A 24,752-nucleotide genomic window follows, 5' to 3' on the forward strand; every position below is an offset into this window, starting at 1 on the left:
AAAGCAGGAACATAGAAGCATTACGCGAGTTAGGCACTGACCCATTGGACGTATCCTCGCATTCTGCGGTCTGCCGGGGTGGTCCTTGTTTTGTAAACGAATGCCAGGACAATGTATCGCTCGCAGCTTTTCGTACCTCTTTTTGGCCTGCTGTTGCTGATGGGTGGCCTGTTCCACGGGCACGAGGCCATGGCGCAGGAAGCCTGTCCGGCCGATCACGATAAGCTGCTTGCAGCCCTCAAAGCCAACGTGAAGGCAAGCGGCGGACCAGCCAATGGCGGCTTTGAAACCAACGAATGGGCAGCCATCGTTGCCCGTGACGGCACTGTCTGCGCGATTGCGTTCAGCGGCCCCACCCCCGACTCGCAATGGCCGGGAAGTCGGCTCATAGCAGCGGAGAAAGCCAACACGGCCAACGGTCTCAGCCTGGCTCAGATGGCCCTCTCTACGGCCAATCTCTATGCGGGGGTGCAGCCGGGCGGGCCGCTATTTGGCCTGCAGGAGACCAATCCCGTCAACCAGGCCGCGGCCTATACGGGCGATCCCAAAACGTTCGGAAGCGCCGGCGACCCGCTCGTCGGCAAGCCGATCGGAGGCGTCGTGGTGTTTGGCGGCGGGCTTGCCCTCTACGACGGCAAGAGCATTGTCGGCGGCCTCGGCGTTTCAGGCGACTCCTCATGCGCCGATCACAATGTGGCCTGGCGTATCCGCGCGGCGCTCGGCTTCGACAAGGTCCCGGCAGGCGTCAATCCAAATCGCAAGGATGCCATTGTCTACGATCTGGACCCCGGCGGCAAAAGCGCTTCGGGCTGGGGCCATCCGCTTTGTGCCGGAACGGAGGCCGACATCGCGGCCGAACTCGGCGCCGGCGTGGGAGGCTCGATCAATAAATGAAAGCTATGCCGCAGTTGGCATTAACGCGCGTTGACGTAGAACGATGTACCCGCAAATTGGCAGCCGGGAATTCCTTTGGCGCTATCCTTCTGGTGACGCTGCTCGCCTGCCTGCTGCTTCTGGGCGCTGCGTCCGAGCCTCCTAAAACACCAGCGATCGTACCGCCAGCCGCAGCTTCGCCACCCGATGACGGCCAATGGACGATGCCGGCCAAGAACTACGCGTCGACGCGCTTCAGCGAACTCTCCGAGATCAATGAAGGCAACGTCAAGAACCTGCAGGTCGCGTTCACGTTCTCGACAGGCGTGAACAAGGGCCAGGAAGCAGCGCCGCTGGTCGTCGGCAACACCATGTATATCGTGACGCCCTTTCCCAATTTCGTCTATGCGCTCGATCTCTCCAAGCCCGGCGCCCCGATGAAGTGGAAGTACGAACCCAATCCCGAGCCGGCGGCACAGGGAGTGGCCTGCTGCGACGTCGTCAACCGCGGGGTGGCATTCGCCGACGGGCGCATCTTTTTCAATACGCTGGACGGCCACACGATTGCCCTTGATGCGAACACGGGCAAGCCGATCTGGAACACTCATATCGGCAACATCAACATCGGCGAGACCATCACCATGGCGCCGCTTGTGGTGAAGGGCAAAGTGCTGGTCGGCAATTCCGGCGGCGAGATGGGCGTTCGCGGCTGGGTAAAGGCGCTCGACGCCGGCGACGGTCATGTCGTCTGGATCGCCTATAGCACCGGGCCGGACAAGGACGTGCTGATCGGACCGGACTTCAAGCCGCACTACGACATGGACAAAGGCAAGGATCTTGGCGTCACGACGTGGCCGCCGGAAGCCTGGAAGATCGGCGGCGGCAACATGTGGGGCTGGATTTCCTATGATCCCGATCTGAACCTGATCTTCCACGGCACCGGCAATCCCGGACCATGGAATCCGGATTTGCGGCCGGGCGACAACAAGTGGACGTCTGGCATTTTCGCGCGCGATCCCGACACCGGCGCGGCGAAATGGTTCTATCAGTGGAGCCCGCACGACCTCCACGACTATGACGGAATCAACGAGCAGATCCTGCTCGACATGACCTGGCAGGGCAAGCCGCGCAAGGTGCTGATCCGGCCGGAGCGCAACGGCTATCTCTACATCCTCGACCGGACAACCGGCGAGGTGCTGTCGGCAAAACCCTTTGGTCCCGTAAACTCCAGCAAAGGTGTGGACCTGAAAACCGGTCGACTGATCGTAAATCCGGACAAGAAGACCGGCACCGGCAAGGTCGTTCGCGATATCTGTCCGACGGCGTCTGGCCTCAAGGACTGGCAGCCTTCCGCGTTCTCGCCGAAGACCGGCCTGCTCTACATCCCGCACAACAATCTGTGCATGGATGAAGAAGGCGTCGAGGTGAACTACATCGCCGGCACGCCCTATGTGGGCATGAACGTCCGCATGATACCAGGGCCTGGCGGCAATCGCGGCGCCTTCACCGCCTGGGACATCGCCGCGGAGAAACCGGCCTGGAGCCTCAAGGAGAATTTCCCGGTGTGGAGCGGCGCGGTAGTGACCGCCGGCGACGTTGTCTTCTATGGCACGATGGAAGGCTGGTTCAAGGCGGTCAGCGCCAAGACCGGAGACCTGCTTTGGCAGTTCAAGACCTCGTCCGGGATCATCGGCCAGCCCATCACCTATCGCGGTCCCGACGGGCACCAGTATGTCGCCATCCTCTCAGGCGTCGGCGGCTGGGCCGGCGCCATTGTATCGGGCGATCTTGATCCGCGTGACGCCACCGCCGCGCTCGGTTTCGTCAATGCCATGAAGGATCTGAAGAACGCGACAACCTCGGGAGGCACGCTTTATGTGTTCCGGCTGCCTTGATGGATTGTACTTGACCGTAGGTCCGGCGCGAAAGGCGTGTCAACGGCTGGTGATCGGCATGGCCGCCATCGCCTTCGTGTTCTTGACGGCCACAGCCGACGCACGTGAGCTGAGGGTCTGCGCCGATCCGAACAACATGCCGTTCTCCAACGCGGCCGGTCAGGGCTTCGAGAACAGGATCGCCGAAATCGTTGCGTCCGATCTCGGCGCGAAGCTGACCTATACCTGGTGGGCGCAGCGCCGCGGCTTCATCCGAAACACGCTGAAGGCCGGTCTATGCGATCTCGTGCCGGGCACGCCGAGCAACCTCGAAATGCTGCGCACCACCACGCCCTACTACCGATCGTCTTATGTCTTCGTCACCCGCAGGGACGGCCCCGACGTAGCATCGTTCAATGATCCGCGGCTGCGCGACATGCGGATCGGTGTTCAGCTCATCGGCGACGATGGCGCCAATTCGCCTCCGGTCCAGGCGCTTGGCCGCCGCGGTATCGTCGGGCACCTCGTTGGCTATCCGGTCTATGGCGATTATTCCGCCCCCAACCCGCCGGCGCGCATCGTCGAAGCGGTGGCGAGTGGCGAGATCGACCTTGCCGTGGTCTGGGGCCCCCTCGCCGGCTACTTCGCCGCCAGGCAGAAGGTGCCGCTCCGCATCACGCCGGTTGCGCCCCGCATCGACGGACCGCAACTGCCGATGATCTACGACATCTCGATGGGCGTCCGCCGCGAAGACGATGCGCTGCGCGGCGATGTCAATGGCGCCCTGTCCAGGCACAAGGTCGAGATAGATGCCTTGCTGTCACAGTATGGCGTGCCGCGCCTCGATGCCCCGGGGAGCCCGGTGCGATGAGAGCCGTTGTGGCCATGCTCCTGTTTCCAGTCCTGGCGCTCGCTGCCTGCCAGCGCGAGGAACGTGACACGCGCCCGCAATCGGCGCTCGGATCGGGCGAGCAGCCGACGCCTGTGACCACGCTGGAGCCCGGCGGACAGCGGCCCCCGCCAGCGACAACAAGGCGGCGAGCTTCGAGGCCAACGCCTTCCACATGAGCGAAGGGAAACGGCTTTTCGGCTGGTTCAACTGTTCGGGATGCCACGCCAATGGCGGCGGCGGCATGGGGCCGGCCCTGATGGACCAGAAGTGGCTCTATGGCAGCTCGATCGAAAGCATCCATGCCACGATCCGCGACGGTCGGCCAAACGGCATGCCGAGCTTCCGCGACAAAATTCCCGACGACCAGATCTGGGAGCTTGCGGCTTTCGTGCGCTCGCTGAGCGGCAACGCGCCGTCTTCCGCCGCGCCGCAACGCAATGACGACATGATGGCGCATCCTTCGGAAAACCGCATGCCCGACGCGGCCACGCTGGGGAAGTCGCCGTGAAACGTCTCGTCTCGATGGCGTTCGCCACCGCCGGGGCTCTGTTGCTCCAGGGATGCGCGGGCTGGCAATCCGCCCTCGACCCGAAAGGTCCCGCGGCGAGCGAACTGGCATGGCTGATCTGGTTCTTCACCGCGCTCTGCGCCGTGGTGTGGGTGCTGGTGATGATCGCCCTCGTCGTGCCCTTGATGATGCGGTCGCGCGCGCAGGCGGAGCCGCTCGCGATCAAGGCCGGCGCCGACGACCGGAAGCTGCGCGCGGTGATGACCGCCGTCGGGTTGACCGCCATTGTCCTGATCGGACTGACCTTGCTGAGCTTCTTCGCCAACAGGACGCTCGCCGCGATCGGCTCGGATGCCGCACTGACCATTCGGGTCACCGGCCATCAATGGTGGTGGGAGGTGCGCTATGAGGATGCCACGCCAAGCCGCATCCTGACCACGGCGAACGAGATCCATATCCCCGCCGGGGAGCCGGTGCGGCTTCTTCTGACCTCGACCGATGTGATCCATTCCTTCTGGATCCCGAGCCTTTCGGGCAAGCTCGACCTCATTCCCGGCCACATGAACGTGCTCGACCTCAAGGCAGACAAGCCTGGTGTTTACCGAGGTCAATGCGCCGAGTTCTGCGGGGCGCAGCACGCAAACATGGGCACCTTCATCATCGCCGAGCCGCGTGCGAAGTTCGACGCCTGGTGGAACGACCAGTTGCAGCCGGCCGCTACTCCGACGGGGGACGAGGCCAAGGCCGGCCAGGATCTGTTTCTGAAGCGCCCTTGCGTGATGTGTCACAGAATAGGCGGCACGCCTGCCGGAGGTACGGTCGCCCCCGACCTCACCCATATAGCCAGCCGGCAGACGCTTGCCGCCGGGACATTGACGATGAGCCGCGGCAATCTCGCCGCCTGGATAGCCGACCCGCAGGGCATCAAGCCCGGATCCCACATGCCGGTGGTGGAGCTCAGCGGCGACGAACTCAACGCCATGGTCGCCTATCTCGAGGCGCTTAAATGAGCAGCGCGGACCTCACAAGCGAACGCGACCTGCCGCCGGCGCGTGAAACCTCTACCGAGGGCGACGTCGCACCCGAGCATGACGGACCGCGCGACACCGGCATGGACGATGCCAGCCTGGATCGCTGGCTGGCGCGGACATGGCGCACGCCCCCCGGCATCATCGGCGCGCTGTCGAGCGTCGACCACAAGGTCGTCGCACGGCGCTATCTGATCACCGCCTTCGTGTTTCTGTGCCTGGGCGGGCTCAACGCTGTCGCCATGCGCATCCAGCTCTCAGGGCCGCAGCGCGGTCTGATCGGCCCGGACCTCTACAACCAGCTGTTCACGATGCATGGTGTGACCATGATGTTCCTGTTCGCCGTGCCCATCGTGCAGGCGACAGGCATCTATCTCGTCCCGCTGATGGTCGGCAGCCGCAACATCGCCTTTCCCCGCCTGAACGCGTTCAGCTACTGGATCTATGTTTCGGGCGGCATATTCGCCTGGGTGTCTTTCGCGCTCAACATGGCGCCCGACGTCGGCTGGTTTGCTTATGTGCCGCTGTCAGGCCCCGAATTCGCGCCGGGCAAGCGGGCCGACGTCTGGGCCCAGATGATCACTTATACAGAAGTATCCTCACTGGCCGTCGCGGTGGCAACCATCGTCACCGTGTTCAAGCAGCGAGCCCCCGGCATGTCGCTGGACAGGATTCCGCTCTACGTCTGGGCAATGCTGGTTACCTCCTTCGTCGTCGTCTTCGCCATGCCCGCGGTGATGATCACCTCGACCTTCCTGATCCTCGACCGGCTGGTCGGCACACATATCTTCAACCCCGCCGAGGGCGGCGACGCACTGCTCTTCCAGCATCTGTTCTGGTTCTTTGGCCATCCCGAGGTCTACATCATCTTCCTGCCGGCGACGGGCATGGTCTCCGCGATCATCCCGGTCTTCGCCCGGCGTCCCGTGTTCGGGCATCTCGGGCTGGTCTTGTCGCTGATTGCCGTCGGTTTCCTTTCGTTCGGCCTCTGGGTCCATCACATGTTCGCGACGGGGCTACCCAAGCTCGGCGCCAGCTTCTTCACCGCGTCGAGCATGCTGATCGCCATCCCCAATGGCGTTCAGATCTTCTGCTGGCTGGCAACCTTGTGGGACGGCAGGCCGGTGATCCGCACGCCGCTGCTGTTCGTGTTCGGCTTCTTTTTCATCTTCGTCATCGGCGGCCTCACCGGCGTCATGCTCGCTTCGGTGCCGCTGGACCTCCAGGTGCACGATACCTATTTCGTCGTCGCCCATTTCCATTACGTGCTGATCGGCGGTTCGGTCTTCCCGCTGCTGGGCGCCGCCTATTTCTGGTTCCCCAAGATCAGCGGCCGCATGATGAGCGAGCGTCTCGGGCGCTGGCATTTCTGGCTGGCTTTCATCGGCTTCAACGCGGCTTTTTTCCCAATGCATCTCGTCGGGCTCTGGGGCATGCCACGAAGGGTCTACACCTATCCGGCCGAGCTTGGCTGGGGCAACATCAACCTGTTCATCAGCGCTGGCGCGGTGCTCTTTTTCCTCAGCTTCGTACTGTTCACTTTCAATCTTGTACACGGCGCGTTGAAGGGCGCGCTGGCCGGAAACAATCCCTGGGATGCCGGTACGCTCGAATGGGCGACGTCTTCGCCGCCGCCAAGCTATAATTTCGCGCGGATACCGATTGTCACGCATGTCGAGCCGCTCTGGGCCGAACGGGAGGCGCTGCCTGTGGCGACCGGTCTCCGCGTCGATGTCCGTGAGCTGTTGATCTCAACCGTGGCGGAAGCCCACCCCGACATTCGCGAGAAATCGGCGACACCGTCGATCTGGCCGCTGCTGGCGGCAATCGCTGTCGGCGGTACGTTTGTCTATTCGATCTTCACGCCCTGGGCGATCGTCTGGGGCGCCGCGCCGATCGCCATCACCTTGATCGGCTGGTTCTGGCCCAAGGACGACCCGGAGGATGAGGGATGAGTGAGCGTCCCAGCTTGGATCTTTCGGACCTCCCAACCTTTGGACATGGTCCGCGCAGCCCGACCTGGTGGGGAACGCTCGGCTTCATGGCGCTGGAAGGCATGGGCTTTGCGTTGGCCGCCGGCGCTTATCTCTATCTCGCCACTTTGTGGCCCAACTGGCGTCTAAGCGCCCCGCACCCCAACCATTGGCCCGGAACGATCGTCACCATCCTGTTCATTATCAGCGTGGTGCCGAATCACATCCTCCACGGCCATGCCAAGCAATGCGCGATCGTGCCGGTGCGGATCGGGCTGGTGGTGATGTCGCTGCTCGGTCTGGCCCCGCTTGTCGTGCGCTGGTTCGAATTCCCGGCGCTGAACATCTACTGGGACACGAACGCCTATGGTTCGATGCTCTGGGTGCTGCTAGGGCTGCATACCACACACCTGATCACCGATGTCGGCGACACCATCGTTTTGACGGTGCTGATGTTCACACGCCATGGCTATAGCGGCCGGCGCTTCGGCGATGTCGGCGACAATGTCTTCTATTGGGATTTCGTGGTGCTGACCTGGATCCCGATCTATCTGCTCATCTACTGGATGCCGAGGCTAGGCTGATGCGTGCGTTGAAAATGGGAACGTCCTGGGGTGGTCTTCTGTCGGGGCCGATGGCTTGGGCAATCTCGACGCAGCTGAACTACGCACTCGTACCATGGCAGTGCAACCGCCAGGTGCCGGTGGTGCTTCCCGTGGCACTGGTGCTCGCCGTGCTTTCGCTGCTCGGCGGTGCCTTGTCATGGCGGGCGAAGCGGCAGGGCGGCGCCGCCTTCAAGCCTGAGCGCACGCGCAGCACCGAGCAGTTCGTCGCCGATCTCGGCATGCTTGCGGCATTGCTGTTTGCCCTCGTCATCATCATGCAAGGCAGCGCGGCTCTCATTCTCGACGAGTGCCTGCGATGAGCTTCGACGCGTTCTTCTCGACCTCGATCTGCTACGGCGCCGGCGCGCCCGAGGCCGGATGGACGCTCGCATTTCCCATCACGTTTCCGCTGGCCGCGATTGCCTTCCTTTATTCCATCGGAGCGACTCGGTTGTGGCGCCGCAGCAGCCGAGGCCGTCCCGAGCGGATGCGGCAGGCGTTGTTTTTCGCCGCCGGTTGGGGCGTGCTGACGGCAGCACTGGTCAGCCCCATCCACGCGCTCGGCGAGCGGGTGTTTGCCGCCCATATGATCGAGCATGAACTGCTGATGGCGGTGGCGGCGCCCCTCCTTGTCGCCGCTTGCCCAGGCGCAGTCCTGCTCTGGTCCTTGCCGGCCTCACTTCGCCGCGGAACGGGCAAGCTCACGCGCGCAAAGACGCTGCAATCGGTTTGGGCCCTGGTGATCCGCCCCCTCAACGCGACGATCATTCACGGCGTCGCCATCTGGATCTGGCACATTCCGGCGTTGTTCCAGGCAGCGCTCCAGCAGGGCTTTCTTCATTATGCCCAGCATGCGAGCTTCCTCGGCACAGCCTTGCTGTTCTGGTGGGCGCTCCTTCCGCGCCCCGGTCGACAGCAGACCTATGGCAGCTCCGTCATGCATCTTTTCTTCACCTCGCTTCATACCGGCCTGCTCGGTGTCCTGCTGCTGATGTCGCCCAAACTCTGGTATCCGGAGAATGGCGCCGGCGCCGCGTTGTGGGGCCTGACCGCGATCGAGGACCAGCAACTTGCCGGATTGGTAATGTGGGTTCCGGCCGGCTTGATCTATGGCGGCGCCGCCCTGCTGCTCGCCGGCCTGTGGATAAGCAGCAGCGCAACCAGGGAGGCAACACATGCGCTCCGACCTGGGTAGGCTGATCGGGGGCGCCCTTGCCGCAATCCTGCTGCTGACCGCGGCTGTGGCAGCGGCGACCTTGTGGTCCGACCGGCGCGACCGTGTCCGGCACGAGTCGGATGCCGCGACCGGGGGCGTAGGCGCTCGCGCCATTCCGATCATGACGGCGAATGGCTGCTCCGGCTGCCATACGATACCCGGCGTGCCGGGTGCGCAAGGCCAGGTCGGACCCCGCCTGGACGGTGGCCTTGCCGACAGGGTCTTTATCGGTGGCCTGCTGGCAAACAATCCGGAGAACATGATCCGCTGGATACGCTCGGCGAGGGAAGTCAATCCGCACACGGCCATGCCGTCGACGAGGATCACCGAGCAACAGGCGCGGGACATCGCCGCTTATCTCTATGCGTTGAGGTAATTCATCCCTCGCCGCCGCGCCGGGACCACAAGCCCCGGCCGGGGTCATAGCCGATGACCGCCGCGAGGAAGAACGCGATGAGGCAGCCAAGGACCACAACCGCCGCGACAGGATCGAACCGCAGATAGAGCGCGAAGCGTATCAGCTCGACCGCCGAGCTGAACGGGTTCCAGGCGGCGATTGTTGCCAGCACCGGTCCCGCCTCGGCAAGCCGCCACAGCGGATAGAGCGCCGTCGAGGCAAAGAACACCGGAAAGATGACGAAATTCATGACACCGGCAAAGTTCTCCATCTGTGTCGAAACCGAGGAGACAAGCAGTCCGAACGCGCCAAGCATGAGGCCCGCCAGCACGAGCGCCGGAAATACCGCGACGTAGCCGAGAACGGGCGGCCGCACATCCCAGAAACGCGCGATCAACAGAAACAAGTAGACCAGCGGCACGCCAACGATCACGCTGGCCAGCAGGCGCGCCGCAAGCAGGTACCAGCGCGGCAATGGTGCGGTCAGCAACAGGCGCATGCTGCCCATCTCGCGATCGTAGACCATGGCCAGCGAACTCGCCATGGCATGGAAGAGCAGCATCATGGCCGCTAGCCCAGGCACCACATATACGTCATAGAGAACATAGGTCTGGTAGGGTGGCGTTATCGACAGACCGAGAACGGAGCGGAAGCCAGCGGCAAAGATTGCCAGCCAGACCAGCGGCCGCACCATCGCCGAGAGCAGCCGGCCGCGTTGCCGCAACGTCCGCAGCATCTCCCTGCGCAGGATGCCGTTGAGCGCGCGCACTGCGTGAGACGTTTTCATTCGGACTCCGTCAGCGACGCGAAGGCCTCGCCCGTGCTCGCCACACCGAGATCGGCAGCCAGCCGATCGGCGCGGCCGGCCCACCGCATTGTGCCTCGATGCAGCACCACCACATCGTCATCCGCCGTTAGTTCCTCCAGAAAATGTGTTGCCCACAGGACGGCAATGCCCCGCCGGCGGCAAAGCTCCCGCACGTGCCACTCGAGCGCGCGGCGGCCCGGCACGTCCAGCCCGGTGGTCGGCTCATCCAGCAGCAAAAGGCGTGGGCTATGCATCAGAGCACGTGCGATCTCGACACGGCGACGCTGCCCCCCGGAAAGCGCTCGGGCAGGATCGTCGATCCTGTCCAGCACGTCCAGCCGGCCGAGTTCGTGGATGGAGCGCTCCTTGCTCAAGGCCTGGCTAAGCCCATGCAAGGCCGCGTGGTAACGCAGGTTCTCGCCGGCCGTCAGATCGAGGTCGAGGGTCGGCAACTGGAAGACGACGCCCATCTGCGCCAACGCGGCGGACGGGTTGACATTCATCGCCTGGTCGAAGACATGCACCGAGCCGGAGCGGGCGTGATAAAGACCGGTGATCAGCGAGAACAACGTCGTCTTGCCGGCGCCATTGCGGCCTAGCAAGATGCACATCCTGCCTTGGGCCACAGAGAAAGAGACGCCGTCGAGAACCCGCCGGTTTCCGAAACTATGGCCCAGATTCTCGACCGACAAGGCGTTCATGGCCCGATCACGACGCCCCACGGCCCCCGCCCTACCGGCAGCGATTTCACCACCTCCTGGTTTTCCAGATCGATAAAAGAAATATCGCCGGAATTCCCGTTTGCGCTGACTAGGCGCTTCTCGTCGCCGGAGAGCGCAACGTGCCAGGGTCGTTGACCAACAAGGTAGAGCCGACGGACCGCCAGCGTTTTCACATCGACTTCCGCAATCCTGTTGGCGGGGCCGAGCGCCACATAGACGGTCGTGCCATCGCGAGACGTCGCCATGCCAACCGCCTGCACACCCTCGCGTCGTATACCCGGCACCTCGAACTCGACTTTGCCGGTCTGCGCGCGCGTTGCCGTGTCGAAGACGGTGACAGTGCCCCGGATCTCCGAGGACACCCAGAATTGCTTCCCGTCCGACGAGAATAAAGCCGCGCGCGGCCGGGTATCGACCAGCAGATTGTCGACGAGTTCAAGCGTGCCTGCGTCGATCAGATGCACCATGCTGGTGGTCTCCGAAGTGCAGGCGACATAGCGGCCGTCGGCGCTGGCCGCCATTCCTTCCGGTTCGACGCCGACATCCACGGTGCCGATGACCTTGGCCGCGGCGATGTCCACCACCGACACCAGATTGTCATTCTCGTTGGCGACGAACAGCCGCTTGCCATCGGGATGGACTGCGAAGAATTCCGGATCGGCTCCCGAAGGCAGTTCCCCGACGACCCGCCGCTTCGCGACGTCGACCACGTCGATGCGGTTGTCGTCGCCTTCCGCGACGAAAAGCATCTTGTTGTCGATCGACAGCGCCAGCCCGCGCGGACGGCGGCCGACATCGATCGTCGCCAGCAAAGTCATTGTCACGCCGTCGACGACCGCGACGGTATTATCCTGCTCATTGGAAACGTAGATGGTCTCGGCGGCGGCGGGAGCAGCAAGAGCGAACGCCGCCAACAACAGCGTCATCAGAACTTGCATGTGCTCTCCTCCAGGTCGATGCCCAGCGTGTCGAGCGGCGTGCGCTGATGCAGGAAACCCGGTTGCGGTGAGCTGGAAATCAAGAGGCGAGGCCCGGCGATCAAAATGGGCTGGCGCATCTGTCCGTCCCAAGGACGGAAACTAAGCCCCTGCCCCTTGAAGCCAGCGAGAAGAAACGCGTCGCCGCGTATATATCTGCCGATTGCCGCGGGATCGAGACTGTGCAGGCGCGTCGCCGCTTCGCCGATACTGCGCACAGCGAGCCAGGCCGCGTAGTCGCTGGGCAACATCCAGCGCCCTGCCTGCCTGTGGAAACGGTCCTGCAGTTGCGTGGCGCCCCATTCCTCGCTGACAGCGCTCCAGCCTATGGCGACAAGCCCTTGCGTGCCGGCGACGATTCTCGGCAGCGCAGTGCGGCCCTCCAGATAGGCGCCGAATTCATCCGCCTCGTCGGCGACCACGAGCACATCATAGTCGCTGACCTGCGTGACCGCCGGTATTTCGGTCTGCAGCGTGACATGCCCTGTATCGGCACGTCCGTTGGCGGGCCTGAATGTCCACGGCTGGTCGATCGTGATCTCGGCTCCGAAGCGAGCCGCCGCCCGTCGAAAGGCCGCAGCCATCGCCTGATCCTGCGAATGCGGCCCCACAAGCAGGAACCAACGCTGCCAGCGCTTCCAGGCGAGATATTGCGCCAGCCCGTCGGCGAACATGGCGCGGCTCGGGATCGTGTGCAGCACGTTCCGACGGCAGTCCTGCTGGCGAAGCTCGTCGTCCGGCGCCCGGCTGTTGAACAACGTCATCTGCTCGGCACCGGGCGCGGCACTGGCCTGTAGAAGCTGACGGGCGTCGAGATCGGCGATGACAAAGGCGATGCCGGCATCGGCGAATTGTCTTACCGCGTCGTCCGGCGTTTCGGTTGGTTTCAATATCCTTTCCTCCAGCCGAAATTTCTGCCCAAGAAACCGGCCGGTGCTTTCGTCGTCGGCAATGCCGAGCCGTGCGCCTTGCAGGCCGTCGTCGGTGACGGTTTCATCAAGGGGTCCAAGGGGCAGAGCCGGTTTGCGCTCCTGGCCGATATACCCGATCACCATCGTCTGTTGCTCGGTGGCGCCAGGGCCGGTGATCAGCAAAAGAAAGAGAAGGCCCAGCAACAGTCTCATTGTGTCGCCCCCAGCCCAAAGCGCGACGATCCCGCTTCATGGCCACCAGAGATTGCGACATCGCGCACGATGCGCGCCGGCGATCCCTCCAGAACAATAACCCGATCACCCAGCGACGAGGCATAGGCGAGATCATGCGTAACCAGCAGCGTGGTAGTCCGCCGACTGGCGAAACAATCCTGCAGCAGGCGGCGCATGGCTTGCGCGGTCGCCTCGTCGAGTGAAGCGAATGGCTCGTCGAGGAGCAGGAGCGCAGGCTCCACGGCGAGCGCCCGGGCAAGCGCTACGCGCCGCGCCATGCCGCCCGAGAGTCGCTGCGGATAGCTCTTCTCATTGCCTTTCAGGCCGACAGCGGCAAGCCACCGGGCCGCATCGGGCGCGCGATCCGGGATGGCCATCTCTACATTGCGCAAGGCGGTGAGCCAGGGCAGCAGCCTCGGTGTCTGGAACAGCATGCCTATCGGAAGCGGTCGTCCGCTCACGCTGCCGCGAAATTCGCGGTCGACGCCCGAAACGATCGACAGCAGCGTCGACTTGCCGACACCGGAAGGGCCGGTCAGGACGCAGACCTGTCCGTCGGCTATATCAAGCGACAGCGCGCGAAAGATCGTCCGGCGCTGTCCGTCGTCACCGGGGAAAGTCTTGTCCTCGATCCTGATCCTCAGCATCAGCGTCGCCAGGCGAACAGACGACGTTCCAACGGCACAAGCAGTCCATACTCTATGGCAAGCATCACAACGCCGAAGCTGATCGCATAGGCAAGGATGTGGGTGACGTCGAAGTTCTGAAAATAGACCTGTAGCTGGAACCCGACGCCGTTGGAGCGGCCGAGCAGTTCGGCGAGCAACACGATCTTCCACGTTAGTGCCAGCCCGCTGCGCAGGGTGACGAGAAAGAACGGCGCCAATTGCGGCAGCACGACATGCTGCAGCTTTGCAGCACGCCCGAAGCGATAGAGCTCAGCCATTTCGGCAAAGTCCTTGTCCAGCCGGCTGGCGCCTTCACGAATAGTCACCACGACGTTGGGGATCTTGTTGAGCGCGACCGCAAGGACAAGCGCGGTCTCGGCAAGACCAAGCCAGATATAAATTAGAATGACCGTGATCAGCGCCGGCATGTTGAGGAGTAACACGATCCAAGGCCTCATCCATATGTCGGCTCTGTGCGAGCGGCCTGCCGCGTAGCCAAGGGCCGCGCCAATGACGATTGCCGACCCGAGGCTTGCCACGACGCGCGCAAGCGAGATGCCCAAATGGTATGGCAGCTCGCCCCGAACCGCTTCGTGCAGGAGAACCGAAACAACCTGGACCGGACCAGGAAACAGGCGATCGGCGGCGATCGATGATGCAATCTGCCAGACGAGCACCATGGTCAGCAATGCCGCAGTGGATTGCGAACGCTGCATTGTGATGGGGAACGCTGGGACATCGGTCATTGGCGCGAGCTCAAGCCGGTATGGCCCGGAAGACACCAGGATCGAGGCTCGTCGCCTTGCCGACCAGATCTTCGCCGCCCAATTCGGCCAGGATTGCAAACAACCGGGCCGCGCCATCACGTTCGGCTTTGCCGAACCGACGAGGGATTCCGGCTCGATAGGCGGCGCGTAACGCCGCCTGTAGGTGAGGATCGTCCGTGCCCAATTGGGGCGCGAGCACCCGCCATTCGTCGTCCGAAGACTCGAGCAGCGACTTCGCTGCCGCGGTCGCGCTCGTGAATCGCGCGAGGGCTATCAGGTTGGCCCGCGCCCAGCTTTCATGGAAGACGTAGCCGAGCATCGGCAAGTCCACGGATACGCCAAGCCCCTGCAGGATTTGCGCGACACTGAGCAGAGGCCTTGCCCCCTCTGACTCGAGACGGGCGGCGAAATTCCAGAACGTCAGCAGTGCATCCAGTCGCCCCGCCAGAAATTCCTGCTCCAACAAAGGCGGCGCGCCGAACACTGGCTCCACCTCTTCAGCAAGATCGCGCTTCACCTGACGGAGGCCGAGCGCGCGCAACAGGATCCAGCTTTTGTCCAGCGGACCACCTGCGATCCCCAGCCTTTTGCCCTTGAGGTCCGCAAGAGTTCGAATGGGCGAGCCTTGCGGCAGTTCCAGCGCGCCGACGGCACGAGAATAGGGATAGAAGACCAGATCAGCGCCTTCGCTGCGCTGGCGCATGACCCACACCCAGTCCGAAACGATGACGTCGACGCTGCCCGCCAGCAATGCGGTCTTACCGGCTTCGGTACCGGCAAGCCGCTGAGCCTCGATTGATACGCCGTGCATGGTGTCCAACGCATGTCGCCGCATGACGTCAACTTCCCAGGCGGCGGTGCCAAATCCCAGCACGCCAAATCGCACGAGCGGCGATGGCTGTGGCGCGGCTTCTGCGGAAGCACCCAATAGCCAGCAACAAATACCCGCAAGAGCGGCCCGCCGCGAGATGTGACCCTGATCATGCCGGGTCAGCCATTCGCCTGGAAGGGTAGCAGTCAGCACGGGCGCACCGGGTGTGAAGGAACTTTCCTAACGCCGTGGCGGCAGGAATGTTCCTCAATGGTGCATGGAACTAACGGGAAAGCACCTAAGGTCCGTTTTTCAGCTCGTATGGCAGCCCGGGGGGCTTGTTCAGGCGAACAGAAGAAGGTGTCAGGGGCTACGGTCCGCTCTTGGCATCATCGACCTCCAACGCGTCCATTACAGGTGCCGGATCGCTCTTTTCGGAGCTCGGGCTCTGCACCCCGGACCCGGCGTTCTCGATCGCTTGCACGATAGCATCTTCGATGTTTCCGAGTTCGTCCTCCCTTACTTCACGCCCATAACCAGCCACCTCGGCATCCTGCTCGAATTGCTGAGCGAGCACCGCGACGCTGACTTCCTCTCGACCAGGAAGTGTGCCGACATTCTCCTGTAGCCAGTTTTGAAAAAACTCTCTGGTCGCGCTCATCTCAGACCACCCTTTCGCCAAACTAAGCGCGACGGTGAGCCGAAGTTCCATGATGCGTTCACTTTCCCAGTGGTGCTGTACTCACAGCGTTGGGAGCCACGAGGTTTTTGCAGGCTTGATGAGGCAGTGGCCTTTCTCTTCACGACTCGATTGGAGTTCACTCTTATTGTGCAGTGTGCATCCTGATTGCGTCCATTTCGACCCTGTGGAACAAGCTCGTTGAGTTGAAGTTAGGCCCGATGCCAAGCTTTTCGGGCGAACCAAGCTTTTCGGGCGCACAAGTTTTTGACGTTGCCATCGTCGGCGGCGGCCCCGCGGGGCTCGCTGCAGCCATGTATTTAGCCAGGTTTCTGCGTTCGGTGATCTCGCTCGACGCGGGGCATGCGCGTGCCAAGCTCATCCCAAAATCCCGCAACTGTCCCGGCTTCCCCGACGGCATCAGCGGGGAAGAACTGCTCGGCCGCCTACGAGCCCAGGCACAGCTATACGGCGCGAGCCTTGTCCATGGTTGCGTAGGCCACGCCGAAAAACGCGAGGTTTTTTTTGTCCTGACGACCACCTGCGGGATTGTCCAAGCAAGGCGCGTGATTCTGGCAACGGGCATTGTGGACAAGGCACCTCCCATTGAAAGACTGGAGGAGGCGATCGCAACCGGCATTGTCAGACTGTGCCCGGTTTGCGATGCATATGAGGCCCGGGGTAGCCGCATCGGCGTTGTTGGTCCGGAGCATCTCGCCGTCAGGGAGGCTCTGTTCCTGAAGGGATATGGCAGTCAGGTCGCCTTGCTCGCCAATAACCAGGATGATGTTTCCGAAGCTGCCCGCGGCGCCGCCTTGGCAGGCGGAGTTGAAATCTGGGACGCTGTCGATGACCTGATCCCTCGACGAACCGGGTTCGATGTCGTCATGGCCGAGGGCGCCCCGATGCGCAACATCGATGTGGTGTACCCTTCGATGGGCAGCGACGTACGCTCCGAACTCGCGGTTGCTCTGGGGGCTAACTGTGACGCAGAAGGCTATGTCCTGGTCAACCGACACCTTGAGACTTCAACGCCAGGACTCTATGCCATTGGCGACGTGGCCGAGGGGCTCAATCAAATTGCTGTTGCGTTCGGAGACGCCGCCAAGGCTGCAACTCACATTCATAACGACCTCCGCGATTGCGCCGAGCCGGCGACGAACTTCCGGCGAAGTTGACCTGCAGATGCGAACGCACCGTACCGGCTCACCTTTGGCTGCGTTGATGCCCGGAACCTGTTCCACCCGGCGTGAGACTACCGGCTTCGGCTTTGCTAGAGTTCTCCCAGGCGCAGCCGCTGGGTTGATGGACGGGCACGCGCTGGCGAACGGCTGGAGGAAGGAATGAAAATTCTCGTCACCGGCGCGTCAGGTCTGATTGGAGCCGCGCTTTGCGCGCGCCTGGCCGGCGAGAGTCATGAAGTGGTCCGCGTGCTTCACCACGCAGACACTGGCGTCCACCCGGAGATCCCAACCGTTTCCCTGGATATGGCGCGGGCCTTGCGACCTCAGGACTGGACCCCCTATCTCGCCGGTGTGGACGCCGTCGTAAACTGTGCCGGCGTCCTGCAGGATAGTGCCCGGGAAAACACCCGGCATGTCCATTCTACCGGCGCCTCGGCTCTCTTCACCGCGTGTGAGCACGCAGGTGTGAATAAGGTGATCCACTTTTCTGCCATCGGGGTCGATCGCCAGCAGCCGTCCGCCTTTTCCGCCAGCAAGCTCGCCGGCGATGAGGCACTGATGGCACGTAGCCTTGACTGGGTCATCCTGCGCCCCTCCGTAGTACTGGGAAGGCCGGCCTTCGGCGCAAGTGCACTTTTTCGCGGCCTCGCGGCGTTGCCGCTCTTGCCGTTGATGCCCGACACGGGCCGTCTCCAAGTCGTCCAACTCGATGACGTGATCTCCACCGTCCTGTTCTTCCTCAAACCCGGCAGCCCATCGCACCTCACGCTGGACCTGGCTGGGCCCGAGGCACTTTCGATGAGCGAGGTCGTGGGTCGCTATCGCCGCTGGTTCGGATGGAGCAGTGCTCGGGAGTTCATCTTGCCCAATTGGGCCGCAGCTATCTTATACAGGTTCGGGGATGCCGCGGCTCAGCTGGGCTGGCGCCCGCCGATGCGCAGCAATGCAGCAAAAGAGATTGCCCGAGGCGCTGTCGGCGATCCCCAACCCTGGATGACGGCGACCGGCATTCAACCATCAAGTCTTACATCTGCACTGCGTTTAAATCCTGCGACGGTGCAGGAGCGATGGTTCGCCGGTCTTTACTTCGTCAAGCCGGCGCTCTTTGTCATCTTGCCGCTCTTCTGGATCATGACGGGCATCATTTCCCTCACTGCCGGCTGGCGCAGCGGAGTTGATTTGCTGATTGGCACTGCTGCCGGCCCCTTGGCCGAACCGGCGGTAGTCGCCGGCGCGCTGGCTGACATCGCCGTCGGGGCGCTTATCGCCTGGCGCCCAACCAGCCGGCTTGGTCTTTTCGGCGCAATCGCGGTATCGCTTTTCTATGCGATCGCTGGGAGCATTCTGCGGCCGGATCTTTGGCTCGAGCCACTCGGGCCGTTGATCAAAATCCTCCCGATCCTCGTTCTGCATTTTGCAGCGCTGGCCATTCTGGAGGAACGCTGATGACGTACTTCGTGCTTAAATACCTGCACGTGATCGGCGCTGCTGTGCTGCTCGGAACTGGTGCCGGCATTGCTTTTTTCATGCTTTTGGCACACCGGACCGGGAATGCCGCGACGATCGCAGCCGTCGCCCGCATTGTCGTGCTGGCTGATTTCCTGTTCACGGCTACGGCCGTTATCGCACAACCTCTGACCGGACTGGGCCTCGCTAGGGTTGCGGGGTATTCGCTGTCCGAAGGATGGATCGTTCTCTCGATCCTGCTCTACATCTTGACGGGCCTGTTCTGGCTGCCTGTCGTGTGGATGCAGATCGAGATGCGAAATCTAGCCACACAGGCCGCACTCTCCAACCAACCTCCTCCCGAGCGCTACCATCAGCTGTTCAGACGCTGGTTTGTCTTCGGCTTCCCAGCTTTCGGCGCCGTGCTCGCCATTTTCTGGCTGATGATTGCGCGCCCGGCAATCGAGTGGTCATCGTTGTAGCTGCGATCGGCAAGCACTGGGCCGTGAATTCATCCGTCGCGCCTAGCTGGCTCGTGCCGGCGCGATGCACTGCGGTCGGGAACCACGGTCACTGCCGCGAGTTCTTTCGCATGGCCAATCATCCCGTCACCGGCGTGCTTACCTCAATCGGCACATTAACCTCCCGCCCCGCGGCATTCCTGATCCTGTTGGTCTACGCAATCCTTTGGATGATCTTCGAGCGACAGACCCTGGACTGGCATGGAGCGGCTACCTTGTTTACGTGGGCCATGACGCTGTTCATCCAGCGTGCCGAGCACCGCGACACTCAGGCCATTCACGCCAAACTGGATGAGATCCTGCGATCAGACCACAATGCCTCGAACATCACGCGGATCGACGATGAAGAGCCCGAGGAAATCGAAAACACCGCCACCGCAGGCAGCAGGACGACTGATGAGCGGCGTTTTGGTTTCACGGCAGGACGAGTAGCGGGTTTCCAGCTTTTGACGCCTATCCAGCCCCGCCGCCTCCTGCGCTCAGGGCCAAGGCCTTCGATCGTTGCTGCGGCTGTGGTTCAGCGACGGAAGGATCGGAGCCCCTATTGTTCCACCGCATCCAGAAAAATTGGCCCGAGAACCAGGTCGGGCAAATCGGCCGGCTCGAAATGCGTCATTCGCCTTTCTGGTTGCGCTCAACGAACTTGTTGAAACGGCTGGTTTGTCCGTCACCAGTCTTGGACTGGTAAAGAAAGGCCAGATCGTTCTCGTCGAATATGCGGAAGAACTCGTCCCATTCCACCGGCTCGAATGCTTCCTCGGGTTTGCCGAAGTCGATCCGCAGGATGCCGCCCGCCCCTTTGGTGCGAACCACTGCCGGCCGTCCATCCCGCTCCTCGGCCCATTTGCGGATTTCGTCGTGATTGGTGGTCGTTTGCGACTGGGACATTGAAATCTCCTTTGATCATCGGCGTTGCCAACATCGGGCATCGTCGGGGCTGCCGGCGTCCTAACAGCACAAGGGCGGCAATGTTCCGGCACGGCGCGGCGAGCGCGATGTGGCTGCTTCCGGACGAAGCCGGCCAAAGGAACTTTGTTGAAGCCAAGGGAACAAACCTTTTGCCGAAAAGTTCGGGTCGCCAAGATTACCTGTCTGAGGAGTGGTCGTGAAACGGATATTGGTTACAGGGGGCTGCGGCTTCATCGGCCGGCATGTCGCCCAGGAACTCATCGAGCAGGATTATTCGGTTCGCATTTTGGATGTGCTGCTGGAGCAGGTGCACGCAGGCGAAACAGTCGCCCTTCCCGCCGGGGCCGAGCTGATCAAGGGCGACATTCGGGACCGGGAGGCAGTCGCCAAGGCGCTGGAAGGCGTTGACGCGGTCATTCATCTGGCCGCGGAAGTCGGCGTCGGACAGTCGATGTACGAGATCGCGCGCTATGTCGGCACCAACGATCTCGGCACCGCGACGCTGCTTGAGGCGCTGATCAAACACCCGGTCGAGCGCATTGTCGTCGCCTCATCGATGAGTGTCTATGGCGAGGGCCTCTATGCTACATCGGACGGCCGGCGCATCGACAATGCCCGGCGCAAGGCGAGCGACATCAAAAACGGACAGTGGAATCCGCTGTCGCCGGAAGGCGAACCCCTCTCCCCCCTGCCGACGGACGAGGAAAAGCCGGTCGATCTCGCCTCTATCTATGCACTGACGAAATACGCCCAGGAACGCGCCGTGCTGATCTTCGGCGAAGCCTATGGCATCGATACGGTCGCGCTGCGCCTGTTCAACGTCTTCGGCGCCGGCCAGGCGTTATCGAACCCCTATACCGGCGTGTTGGCCAATTTTGCTTCGCGTCTCGCCAACGGCCAACGTCCAATGATCTTCGAGGATGGCGAACAGAAACGCGATTTCGTCCATGTGGATGACGTCGCCCGCGCCTTTCGTCTTGCGCTGCAGCAACGCCAGGCAAGGGGTCACGTCATCAACATCGGCAGCGGCCGAGCCTATGCGATCAGCGACGTCGCGCGGGTACTTGCCGAGGCCATGGGAACGCCGGACCGCTCGCCAGAACTGCTCGGCAAGGCGCGCTCCGGCGATATCCGCAACTGCTTCGCCGATATATCCAAGGCCCGTGAGCTGCTCGGTTTCGAGCCGAGGCAACAACTGGAGAATTCGCTCGCCGATTTCGTTTCCTGGGTGCGCAACTCTTCCGCCATCGACCGCGGCGCCGACATGAAACGCGAGCTCGAAGAACGTGGGCTGGTGTCATGAATACGCGCAATCGACGCGCCGCGCCCGTCGCCATTGTCGGCGGCAGCGGCTTCATAGGATCGAACCTGGCCGACAGCCTGTTGTCGGATGGCGAGCCGGTGCTGGTGATCGATAATCTCAGCCGCCCCGGCGTCGAACAGAACCTTGAATGGCTGGCGCAAAAGCACGGCAGCCGCCTCATGGTCGAAACCATTGACGTGCGAGACGCCAACGCGCTTGCGCCCGTTCTGAAGAGTTCCAAGGCGATCTTCCATCTGGCCGCGCAAACCGCAGTCACAACGAGCCTGGTCCAACCGGACGAGGATTTCGACATCAACCTTCGAGGAACGTTCAATGTCCTCGAGGCGGCGCGGCTGAGCAGTGAGTTTGTTCCGGTGGTCTTCGCCAGCACCAACAAGGTCTATGGCAGCCTGCCCGACGTCGCGGTGCGCGAGGACGGCGATCGTTACCTGCCTTGCGACGGCATCATCCAAGCGAATGGCATTGACGAGACCCACAGCCTGGATTTCTGCACGCCCTATGGCTGCTCCAAAGGCGCGGCGGACCAATATGTGCTCGACTATGCCAAATCCTACGGCATGCCCACGGCGGTGCTGCGGATGAGCTGCATTTACGGGCCGCGCCAGTTCGGAACCGAGGATCAAGGCTGGGTCGCGCACTTCCTGCTGAGTGCGCTCACGGGACGTCCAATCACCATTTACGGCGACGGCAGACAAGTGCGCGACATACTGCATGTCTCCGATGCGGTCGCCGCCTACAGGGCCACGCTCGATCGTATCGAGACGACCAAAGGCCAGGCATTCAATCTTGGCGGCGGCCCCGATAATGCGATCAGCCTGCGCATGCTGTTGAGCGAGATCCGTAGCTTGACCGGCCATGAGCTTTCGATCCGCCATGATGGCGAACGCACCGGCGATCAGCCCTTCTTCGTCGCCGACACCCGCAAGATCAAAGCGATGCTTGGCTGGAAAGCTCGTGTTTCATGGCGCGAAGGCATTCGCGATCTCGCAGACTGGCTGCAAAAACACCGGCTCCAGCCTCGCCCCGAAGTCGTGAGGTACGTCGCATGAAAATCGCCCTGGTAAACCCGTTCTGGACCTATGACGACAGCATTTATTTCGGCTGCCGCCAACCACATCTCCCGCTGGAACTCGGCTATTCGAAATCCCTGCTCGAAACAGCCGGCCATGAGGTGCTGATGCTGGATGGGCAATTGCAGAAGCTCGACAACTCGGACCTCTCCGAGCGTGTGGCTGATTTCGCGCCTGCAATGACGGTCGTCAGTACCGCCCCGACTTATCTGTTCTGGCGCTGCGCACCACCCGAGTTGCGCGTGCCGGCCGATTTCCTCAACCGTCTCGCCGGGCGCGGTGGACGCACAGTCGCGGTCGGGCCGCATGGCTCGGCTACGCCCGCGCCAACCTTGCGCAAGCTTGGCGTCGACATTGTTGTGCGCGGCGAATGCGAGGAAATCGTCGCGGAACTTGCCCGGCGCGACGACTGGAGCGCGGTCCCCTCGACCGCTTACCTGCGCGACGCCAAGGTGGTTTTGAACGGCGGCGTCCACGCCAGCTCGTTTGTCGATCATCCGCCACTCCAATGGCCATCAGACTGGATCGCAGCCCATTCGCATCACCATCACAGGTTCGATGACAAGCAGGTTGGGTTCGGCGCGGAGGTCGAAGCATCGCGCGGCTGCCCCTACAATTGCAGCTTCTGCGCCAAGATCGATTTCCGCGATGCCTATCGCCGCCGCAACCACGAGGCGGTCATAGCGGAAATCGATCGGCTGATTGCCCAGGGCGTCGGCTACATTTATTTCATCGATGAAATCTTCCTGCCGCAGAAAGCGCTGTTGGAAGCGTTGATCCATCGCGACGTGAAGTTCGGTGTGCAGACCCGCATCGACCTTTGGAAGCCCGAGCTGCTGGAATTGCTTGGTGCGGCCGGCTGCGTCTCCATCGAGGCCGGTCTCGAAAGCCTGACCGTGGAAGGTCGTGCGATGCTGGCGAAGCGCTGCCGGCTGGGTACCGAGGAACTCGCCGCGCTGCTCGTCAATGCCAGGCGTCACGTTCCATTCGTACAGGCCAATCTGATCGGCGTCGTCGAGGATGACCCTGCCCTCGTCGATTACTGGCGAACGCACCTCATCGACAACGGCGTGTGGGCCAATGAACCCGTACCGCTTTATCCATATCCGAGTTCGCCAAGCTATCGCGAGCTTTGGGGCGAACCCGACGACCTCGCCTGGGAGCGCGCCCATGATCACTATCTCGCATCATTCCAGAAGTTCAGCGACATCCAGGAAAGGCGCCCGCGTCCGCTGGCGGAACTGGAGGCGACATGTTGCGGACACTGACGCCGCGCTCGCGGCGCATCCTGATGACGGTCGATGCCGTGGGCGGCGTGTGGCGCTATGCGCTCGACCTGGCCAGGGAACTTGTCAACGGCGGCGATAGCGTAGTGCTTGCCGGTCTCGGTCCGCCACCGTCCAGGCAGCAGGCCGACGAGGCGGAGGCTTTCGCGAAGCTGATCTGGCTGAACACGCCGCCGGATTGGATGACCCGCAACGGCGGTGATCTCGACGCGCTGCCGCGAGAGTTGCATGCGCCCATGCGCGACCACGCCATCGACCTTGTCCATTTCAACGCGCCTTCGCAGGCGGCGGGATTCGACGCGCCATGCCCGGTCGTGGTGGTCTCCCATTCCTGCGTGACGACTTGGTTCCATGCGGTCAGAGGACAGGCGGCGGATGGCGCATGGGCCTGGCAGAAGGAGCGCAACAGACGCGGCATGGATCGGGCCGACGCGGTCATCGCGCCGAGCCGCAGCCATGCCGACATGCTAGAGACCTGCTACGGCCCGATCGCGCGCTTGAGTGTGGTCACAAATGGTGCCCGTCCTCTGCCGAAGGCCGAAAAGCATCAATCGCTCGTCTTCGCCGCTGCCCGCTGGTGGGACGAGGGCAAAAATGCGGCGGTGGTCGATCAGGCGGCGTCCCTGACGCGATGGCCTCTGTTTGCCGCCGGTTCGACGAACGGCCCAAACGGCGAGCATGTCAGCTTCAGCCATGCTGTTCCTCTGGGAGCAGTGCCGTCCGATGAGGTGCGTTCGTTGATGGCTCGCGCGGGTATTTTCGTATCGCCATCGCTCTACGAGCCATTCGGCCTGGCCGCGCTGGAAGCCGCCATGTCGGCTACGCCCCTGGTGCTATCCGATATCGCCACCTATCGCGAACTATGGGACGGGGCCGCGATATTCTTTGACGCGCGCGATCCGCACGATCTCGCTGCCTGCCTCAACCGTCTCTCCAGCGATGCCGAGCTCCGGCGAGAGCTTGGCCAGGCAGCCATCCGACGCAGCCGCAGGTTTAGGCTGACAAAGCAGACAGCGGCTATGCGCGGCGTCTACGACAAAGCGGCCTTAGCGATGGCGGAGCGCTGATC

General features: G+C 62.6%; 27 protein-coding genes. 18 read left to right on the forward strand and 9 right to left on the reverse strand.

Annotated features, from left to right (window positions below):
• Positions 1-111 precede the first annotated feature (111 nt).
• The 10 genes from NLY44_RS13620 to NLY44_RS13665 all read left to right on the forward strand — a co-directional run bounded on the left by NLY44_RS13620 (position 112) and on the right by NLY44_RS13665 (position 9,345).
• Complete coding sequence (locus tag NLY44_RS13620; RefSeq protein ID WP_023804835.1) at positions 112-894, forward strand: heme-binding protein; 783 nt, start codon at positions 112-114, stop codon at positions 892-894.
• Positions 891-2,768, forward strand: coding sequence for a methanol/ethanol family PQQ-dependent dehydrogenase (locus tag NLY44_RS13625; RefSeq protein WP_023821880.1), 1,878 nt, complete (start codon positions 891-893; stop codon positions 2,766-2,768). The genes NLY44_RS13620 and NLY44_RS13625 overlap by 4 nt, the downstream gene beginning before the upstream one ends.
• A 58-nt stretch (positions 2,769-2,826) precedes the next feature.
• The gene (locus NLY44_RS13630) at positions 2,827-3,618 is read left to right on the forward strand and encodes a substrate-binding domain-containing protein (protein ID WP_023668012.1); all 792 of its coding nucleotides are present in this window, start codon (positions 2,827-2,829) and stop codon (positions 3,616-3,618) included.
• A gap of 193 nt (positions 3,619-3,811) precedes the next feature.
• A complete protein-coding gene (locus tag NLY44_RS33215; protein ID WP_502882053.1) occupies positions 3,812-4,147 on the forward strand; it encodes a c-type cytochrome in 336 nt (111 codons plus the stop codon).
• Positions 4,144-5,157 (forward strand): cytochrome c oxidase subunit II, encoded by a 1,014-nt coding sequence (gene coxB / locus NLY44_RS13640; RefSeq protein WP_023668010.1) that lies wholly within the window; start codon positions 4,144-4,146, stop codon positions 5,155-5,157. Before NLY44_RS33215 ends, coxB begins: the two co-directional genes overlap by 4 nt.
• On the forward strand, positions 5,154-7,130 hold the full coding sequence (ctaD, locus tag NLY44_RS13645) for a cytochrome c oxidase subunit I (protein ID WP_023804832.1): 1,977 nt from the start codon (positions 5,154-5,156) through the stop codon (positions 7,128-7,130). Before coxB ends, ctaD begins: the two co-directional genes overlap by 4 nt.
• A complete protein-coding gene (locus NLY44_RS13650) occupies positions 7,127-7,732 on the forward strand; it encodes a cytochrome c oxidase subunit 3 (RefSeq protein ID WP_023681116.1) in 606 nt (201 codons plus the stop codon). Before ctaD ends, NLY44_RS13650 begins: the two co-directional genes overlap by 4 nt.
• The gene (locus NLY44_RS13655) at positions 7,732-8,073 is read left to right on the forward strand and encodes a hypothetical protein (protein WP_023681115.1); all 342 of its coding nucleotides are present in this window, start codon (positions 7,732-7,734) and stop codon (positions 8,071-8,073) included. The genes NLY44_RS13650 and NLY44_RS13655 overlap by 1 nt, the downstream gene beginning before the upstream one ends.
• On the forward strand, positions 8,070-8,948 hold the full coding sequence (locus NLY44_RS13660) for a cytochrome c oxidase assembly protein (RefSeq protein WP_023704606.1): 879 nt from the start codon (positions 8,070-8,072) through the stop codon (positions 8,946-8,948). The genes NLY44_RS13655 and NLY44_RS13660 overlap by 4 nt, the downstream gene beginning before the upstream one ends.
• On the forward strand, positions 8,929-9,345 hold the full coding sequence (locus NLY44_RS13665; RefSeq protein ID WP_023712217.1) for a c-type cytochrome: 417 nt from the start codon (positions 8,929-8,931) through the stop codon (positions 9,343-9,345). The genes NLY44_RS13660 and NLY44_RS13665 overlap by 20 nt, the downstream gene beginning before the upstream one ends.
• Position 9,346: 1 nt before the next feature.
• On the opposite strand, the gene NLY44_RS13670 is transcribed toward NLY44_RS13665, so the two are convergent.
• The 8 genes from NLY44_RS13670 to NLY44_RS13705 all read right to left on the reverse strand — a co-directional run bounded on the left by NLY44_RS13670 (position 9,347) and on the right by NLY44_RS13705 (position 15,976).
• Positions 9,347-10,153: a lanthanide ABC transporter permease protein PedC gene (locus NLY44_RS13670; RefSeq protein ID WP_023713344.1), complete on the reverse strand. Its 807-nt coding sequence runs from the start codon at positions 10,151-10,153 to the stop codon at positions 9,347-9,349.
• Positions 10,150-10,875, reverse strand: a complete 726-nt coding sequence (locus NLY44_RS13675) for a lanthanide ABC transporter ATP-binding protein PedB/LutE (RefSeq protein WP_023804831.1) — start codon at positions 10,873-10,875, stop codon at positions 10,150-10,152. The genes NLY44_RS13670 and NLY44_RS13675 overlap by 4 nt, the downstream gene beginning before the upstream one ends.
• Positions 10,872-11,834, reverse strand: coding sequence for a PQQ-dependent catabolism-associated beta-propeller protein (locus NLY44_RS13680; protein ID WP_023681110.1), 963 nt, complete (start codon positions 11,832-11,834; stop codon positions 10,872-10,874). The genes NLY44_RS13675 and NLY44_RS13680 overlap by 4 nt, the downstream gene beginning before the upstream one ends.
• Positions 11,822-12,997 (reverse strand): lanthanide ABC transporter ABC transporter substrate-binding protein PedA1, encoded by a 1,176-nt coding sequence (locus NLY44_RS13685; protein WP_023804829.1) that lies wholly within the window; start codon positions 12,995-12,997, stop codon positions 11,822-11,824. The genes NLY44_RS13680 and NLY44_RS13685 overlap by 13 nt, the downstream gene beginning before the upstream one ends.
• Positions 12,994-13,665 carry an ABC transporter ATP-binding protein gene (locus tag NLY44_RS13690; RefSeq protein ID WP_023668000.1) on the reverse strand — a complete coding sequence of 224 codons (672 nt, stop codon included), beginning with the start codon at positions 13,663-13,665 and terminating at the stop codon, positions 12,994-12,996. Before NLY44_RS13690 ends, NLY44_RS13685 begins: the two co-directional genes overlap by 4 nt.
• A complete protein-coding gene (locus NLY44_RS13695; protein WP_286457778.1) occupies positions 13,665-14,549 on the reverse strand; it encodes an ABC transporter permease in 885 nt (294 codons plus the stop codon). Before NLY44_RS13695 ends, NLY44_RS13690 begins: the two co-directional genes overlap by 1 nt.
• On the reverse strand, positions 14,443-15,264 hold the full coding sequence (locus tag NLY44_RS13700) for an ABC transporter substrate-binding protein (protein WP_286457780.1): 822 nt from the start codon (positions 15,262-15,264) through the stop codon (positions 14,443-14,445). The genes NLY44_RS13695 and NLY44_RS13700 overlap by 107 nt, the downstream gene beginning before the upstream one ends.
• A gap of 370 nt (positions 15,265-15,634) precedes the next feature.
• A complete protein-coding gene (locus tag NLY44_RS13705; protein WP_023696361.1) occupies positions 15,635-15,976 on the reverse strand; it encodes a DUF768 domain-containing protein in 342 nt (113 codons plus the stop codon).
• A gap of 188 nt (positions 15,977-16,164) precedes the next feature.
• On the opposite strand from NLY44_RS13705, the gene NLY44_RS13710 reads away from it, so the two are divergent.
• The 4 genes from NLY44_RS13710 to NLY44_RS13725 all read left to right on the forward strand — a co-directional run bounded on the left by NLY44_RS13710 (position 16,165) and on the right by NLY44_RS13725 (position 19,744).
• Entirely contained in the window at positions 16,165-17,121 is a 957-nt protein-coding gene (locus NLY44_RS13710; RefSeq protein WP_031201448.1) for an NAD(P)/FAD-dependent oxidoreductase, read from the forward strand.
• A gap of 165 nt (positions 17,122-17,286) precedes the next feature.
• Positions 17,287-18,573: an SDR family oxidoreductase gene (locus tag NLY44_RS13715; protein ID WP_031201446.1), complete on the forward strand. Its 1,287-nt coding sequence runs from the start codon at positions 17,287-17,289 to the stop codon at positions 18,571-18,573.
• Complete coding sequence (locus NLY44_RS13720) at positions 18,573-19,055, forward strand: DUF2269 family protein (protein ID WP_023741841.1); 483 nt, start codon at positions 18,573-18,575, stop codon at positions 19,053-19,055. Before NLY44_RS13715 ends, NLY44_RS13720 begins: the two co-directional genes overlap by 1 nt.
• Before the next feature lie 110 nt (positions 19,056-19,165).
• Positions 19,166-19,744, forward strand: coding sequence for a low affinity iron permease family protein (locus NLY44_RS13725; RefSeq protein ID WP_286457425.1), 579 nt, complete (start codon positions 19,166-19,168; stop codon positions 19,742-19,744).
• On the opposite strand, the gene NLY44_RS13730 is transcribed toward NLY44_RS13725, so the two are convergent.
• Positions 19,707-19,982, reverse strand: a complete 276-nt coding sequence (locus NLY44_RS13730) for a hypothetical protein (protein ID WP_023667991.1) — start codon at positions 19,980-19,982, stop codon at positions 19,707-19,709. The two genes, NLY44_RS13725 and NLY44_RS13730, sit on opposite strands and share 38 nt — an antisense overlap.
• A 217-nt stretch (positions 19,983-20,199) precedes the next feature.
• Here NLY44_RS13730 and NLY44_RS13735 point away from each other — a divergent pair, with 217 nt between their 5' ends.
• Genes NLY44_RS13735 through NLY44_RS13750 form a run of 4 tightly spaced genes read left to right on the forward strand, consistent with a single transcriptional unit; the run spans position 20,200 to position 24,750 of the window.
• Positions 20,200-21,306 carry an NAD-dependent epimerase/dehydratase family protein gene (locus NLY44_RS13735; protein ID WP_023733216.1) on the forward strand — a complete coding sequence of 369 codons (1,107 nt, stop codon included), beginning with the start codon at positions 20,200-20,202 and terminating at the stop codon, positions 21,304-21,306.
• Entirely contained in the window at positions 21,303-22,376 is a 1,074-nt protein-coding gene (locus NLY44_RS13740; protein ID WP_023804822.1) for a GDP-mannose 4,6-dehydratase, read from the forward strand. The genes NLY44_RS13735 and NLY44_RS13740 overlap by 4 nt, the downstream gene beginning before the upstream one ends.
• Positions 22,373-23,665, forward strand: coding sequence for a TIGR04295 family B12-binding domain-containing radical SAM protein (locus tag NLY44_RS13745; RefSeq protein ID WP_023712229.1), 1,293 nt, complete (start codon positions 22,373-22,375; stop codon positions 23,663-23,665). The genes NLY44_RS13740 and NLY44_RS13745 overlap by 4 nt, the downstream gene beginning before the upstream one ends.
• Complete coding sequence (locus tag NLY44_RS13750) at positions 23,650-24,750, forward strand: glycosyltransferase family 4 protein (protein ID WP_023804821.1); 1,101 nt, start codon at positions 23,650-23,652, stop codon at positions 24,748-24,750. Before NLY44_RS13745 ends, NLY44_RS13750 begins: the two co-directional genes overlap by 16 nt.
• The last annotated feature ends 2 nt before the right edge of the window (positions 24,751-24,752 follow it).

The sequence above is a fragment of the Mesorhizobium sp. C089B genome (genome assembly GCF_030323125.1).
Classification (GTDB): domain Bacteria; phylum Pseudomonadota; class Alphaproteobacteria; order Rhizobiales; family Rhizobiaceae; genus Mesorhizobium.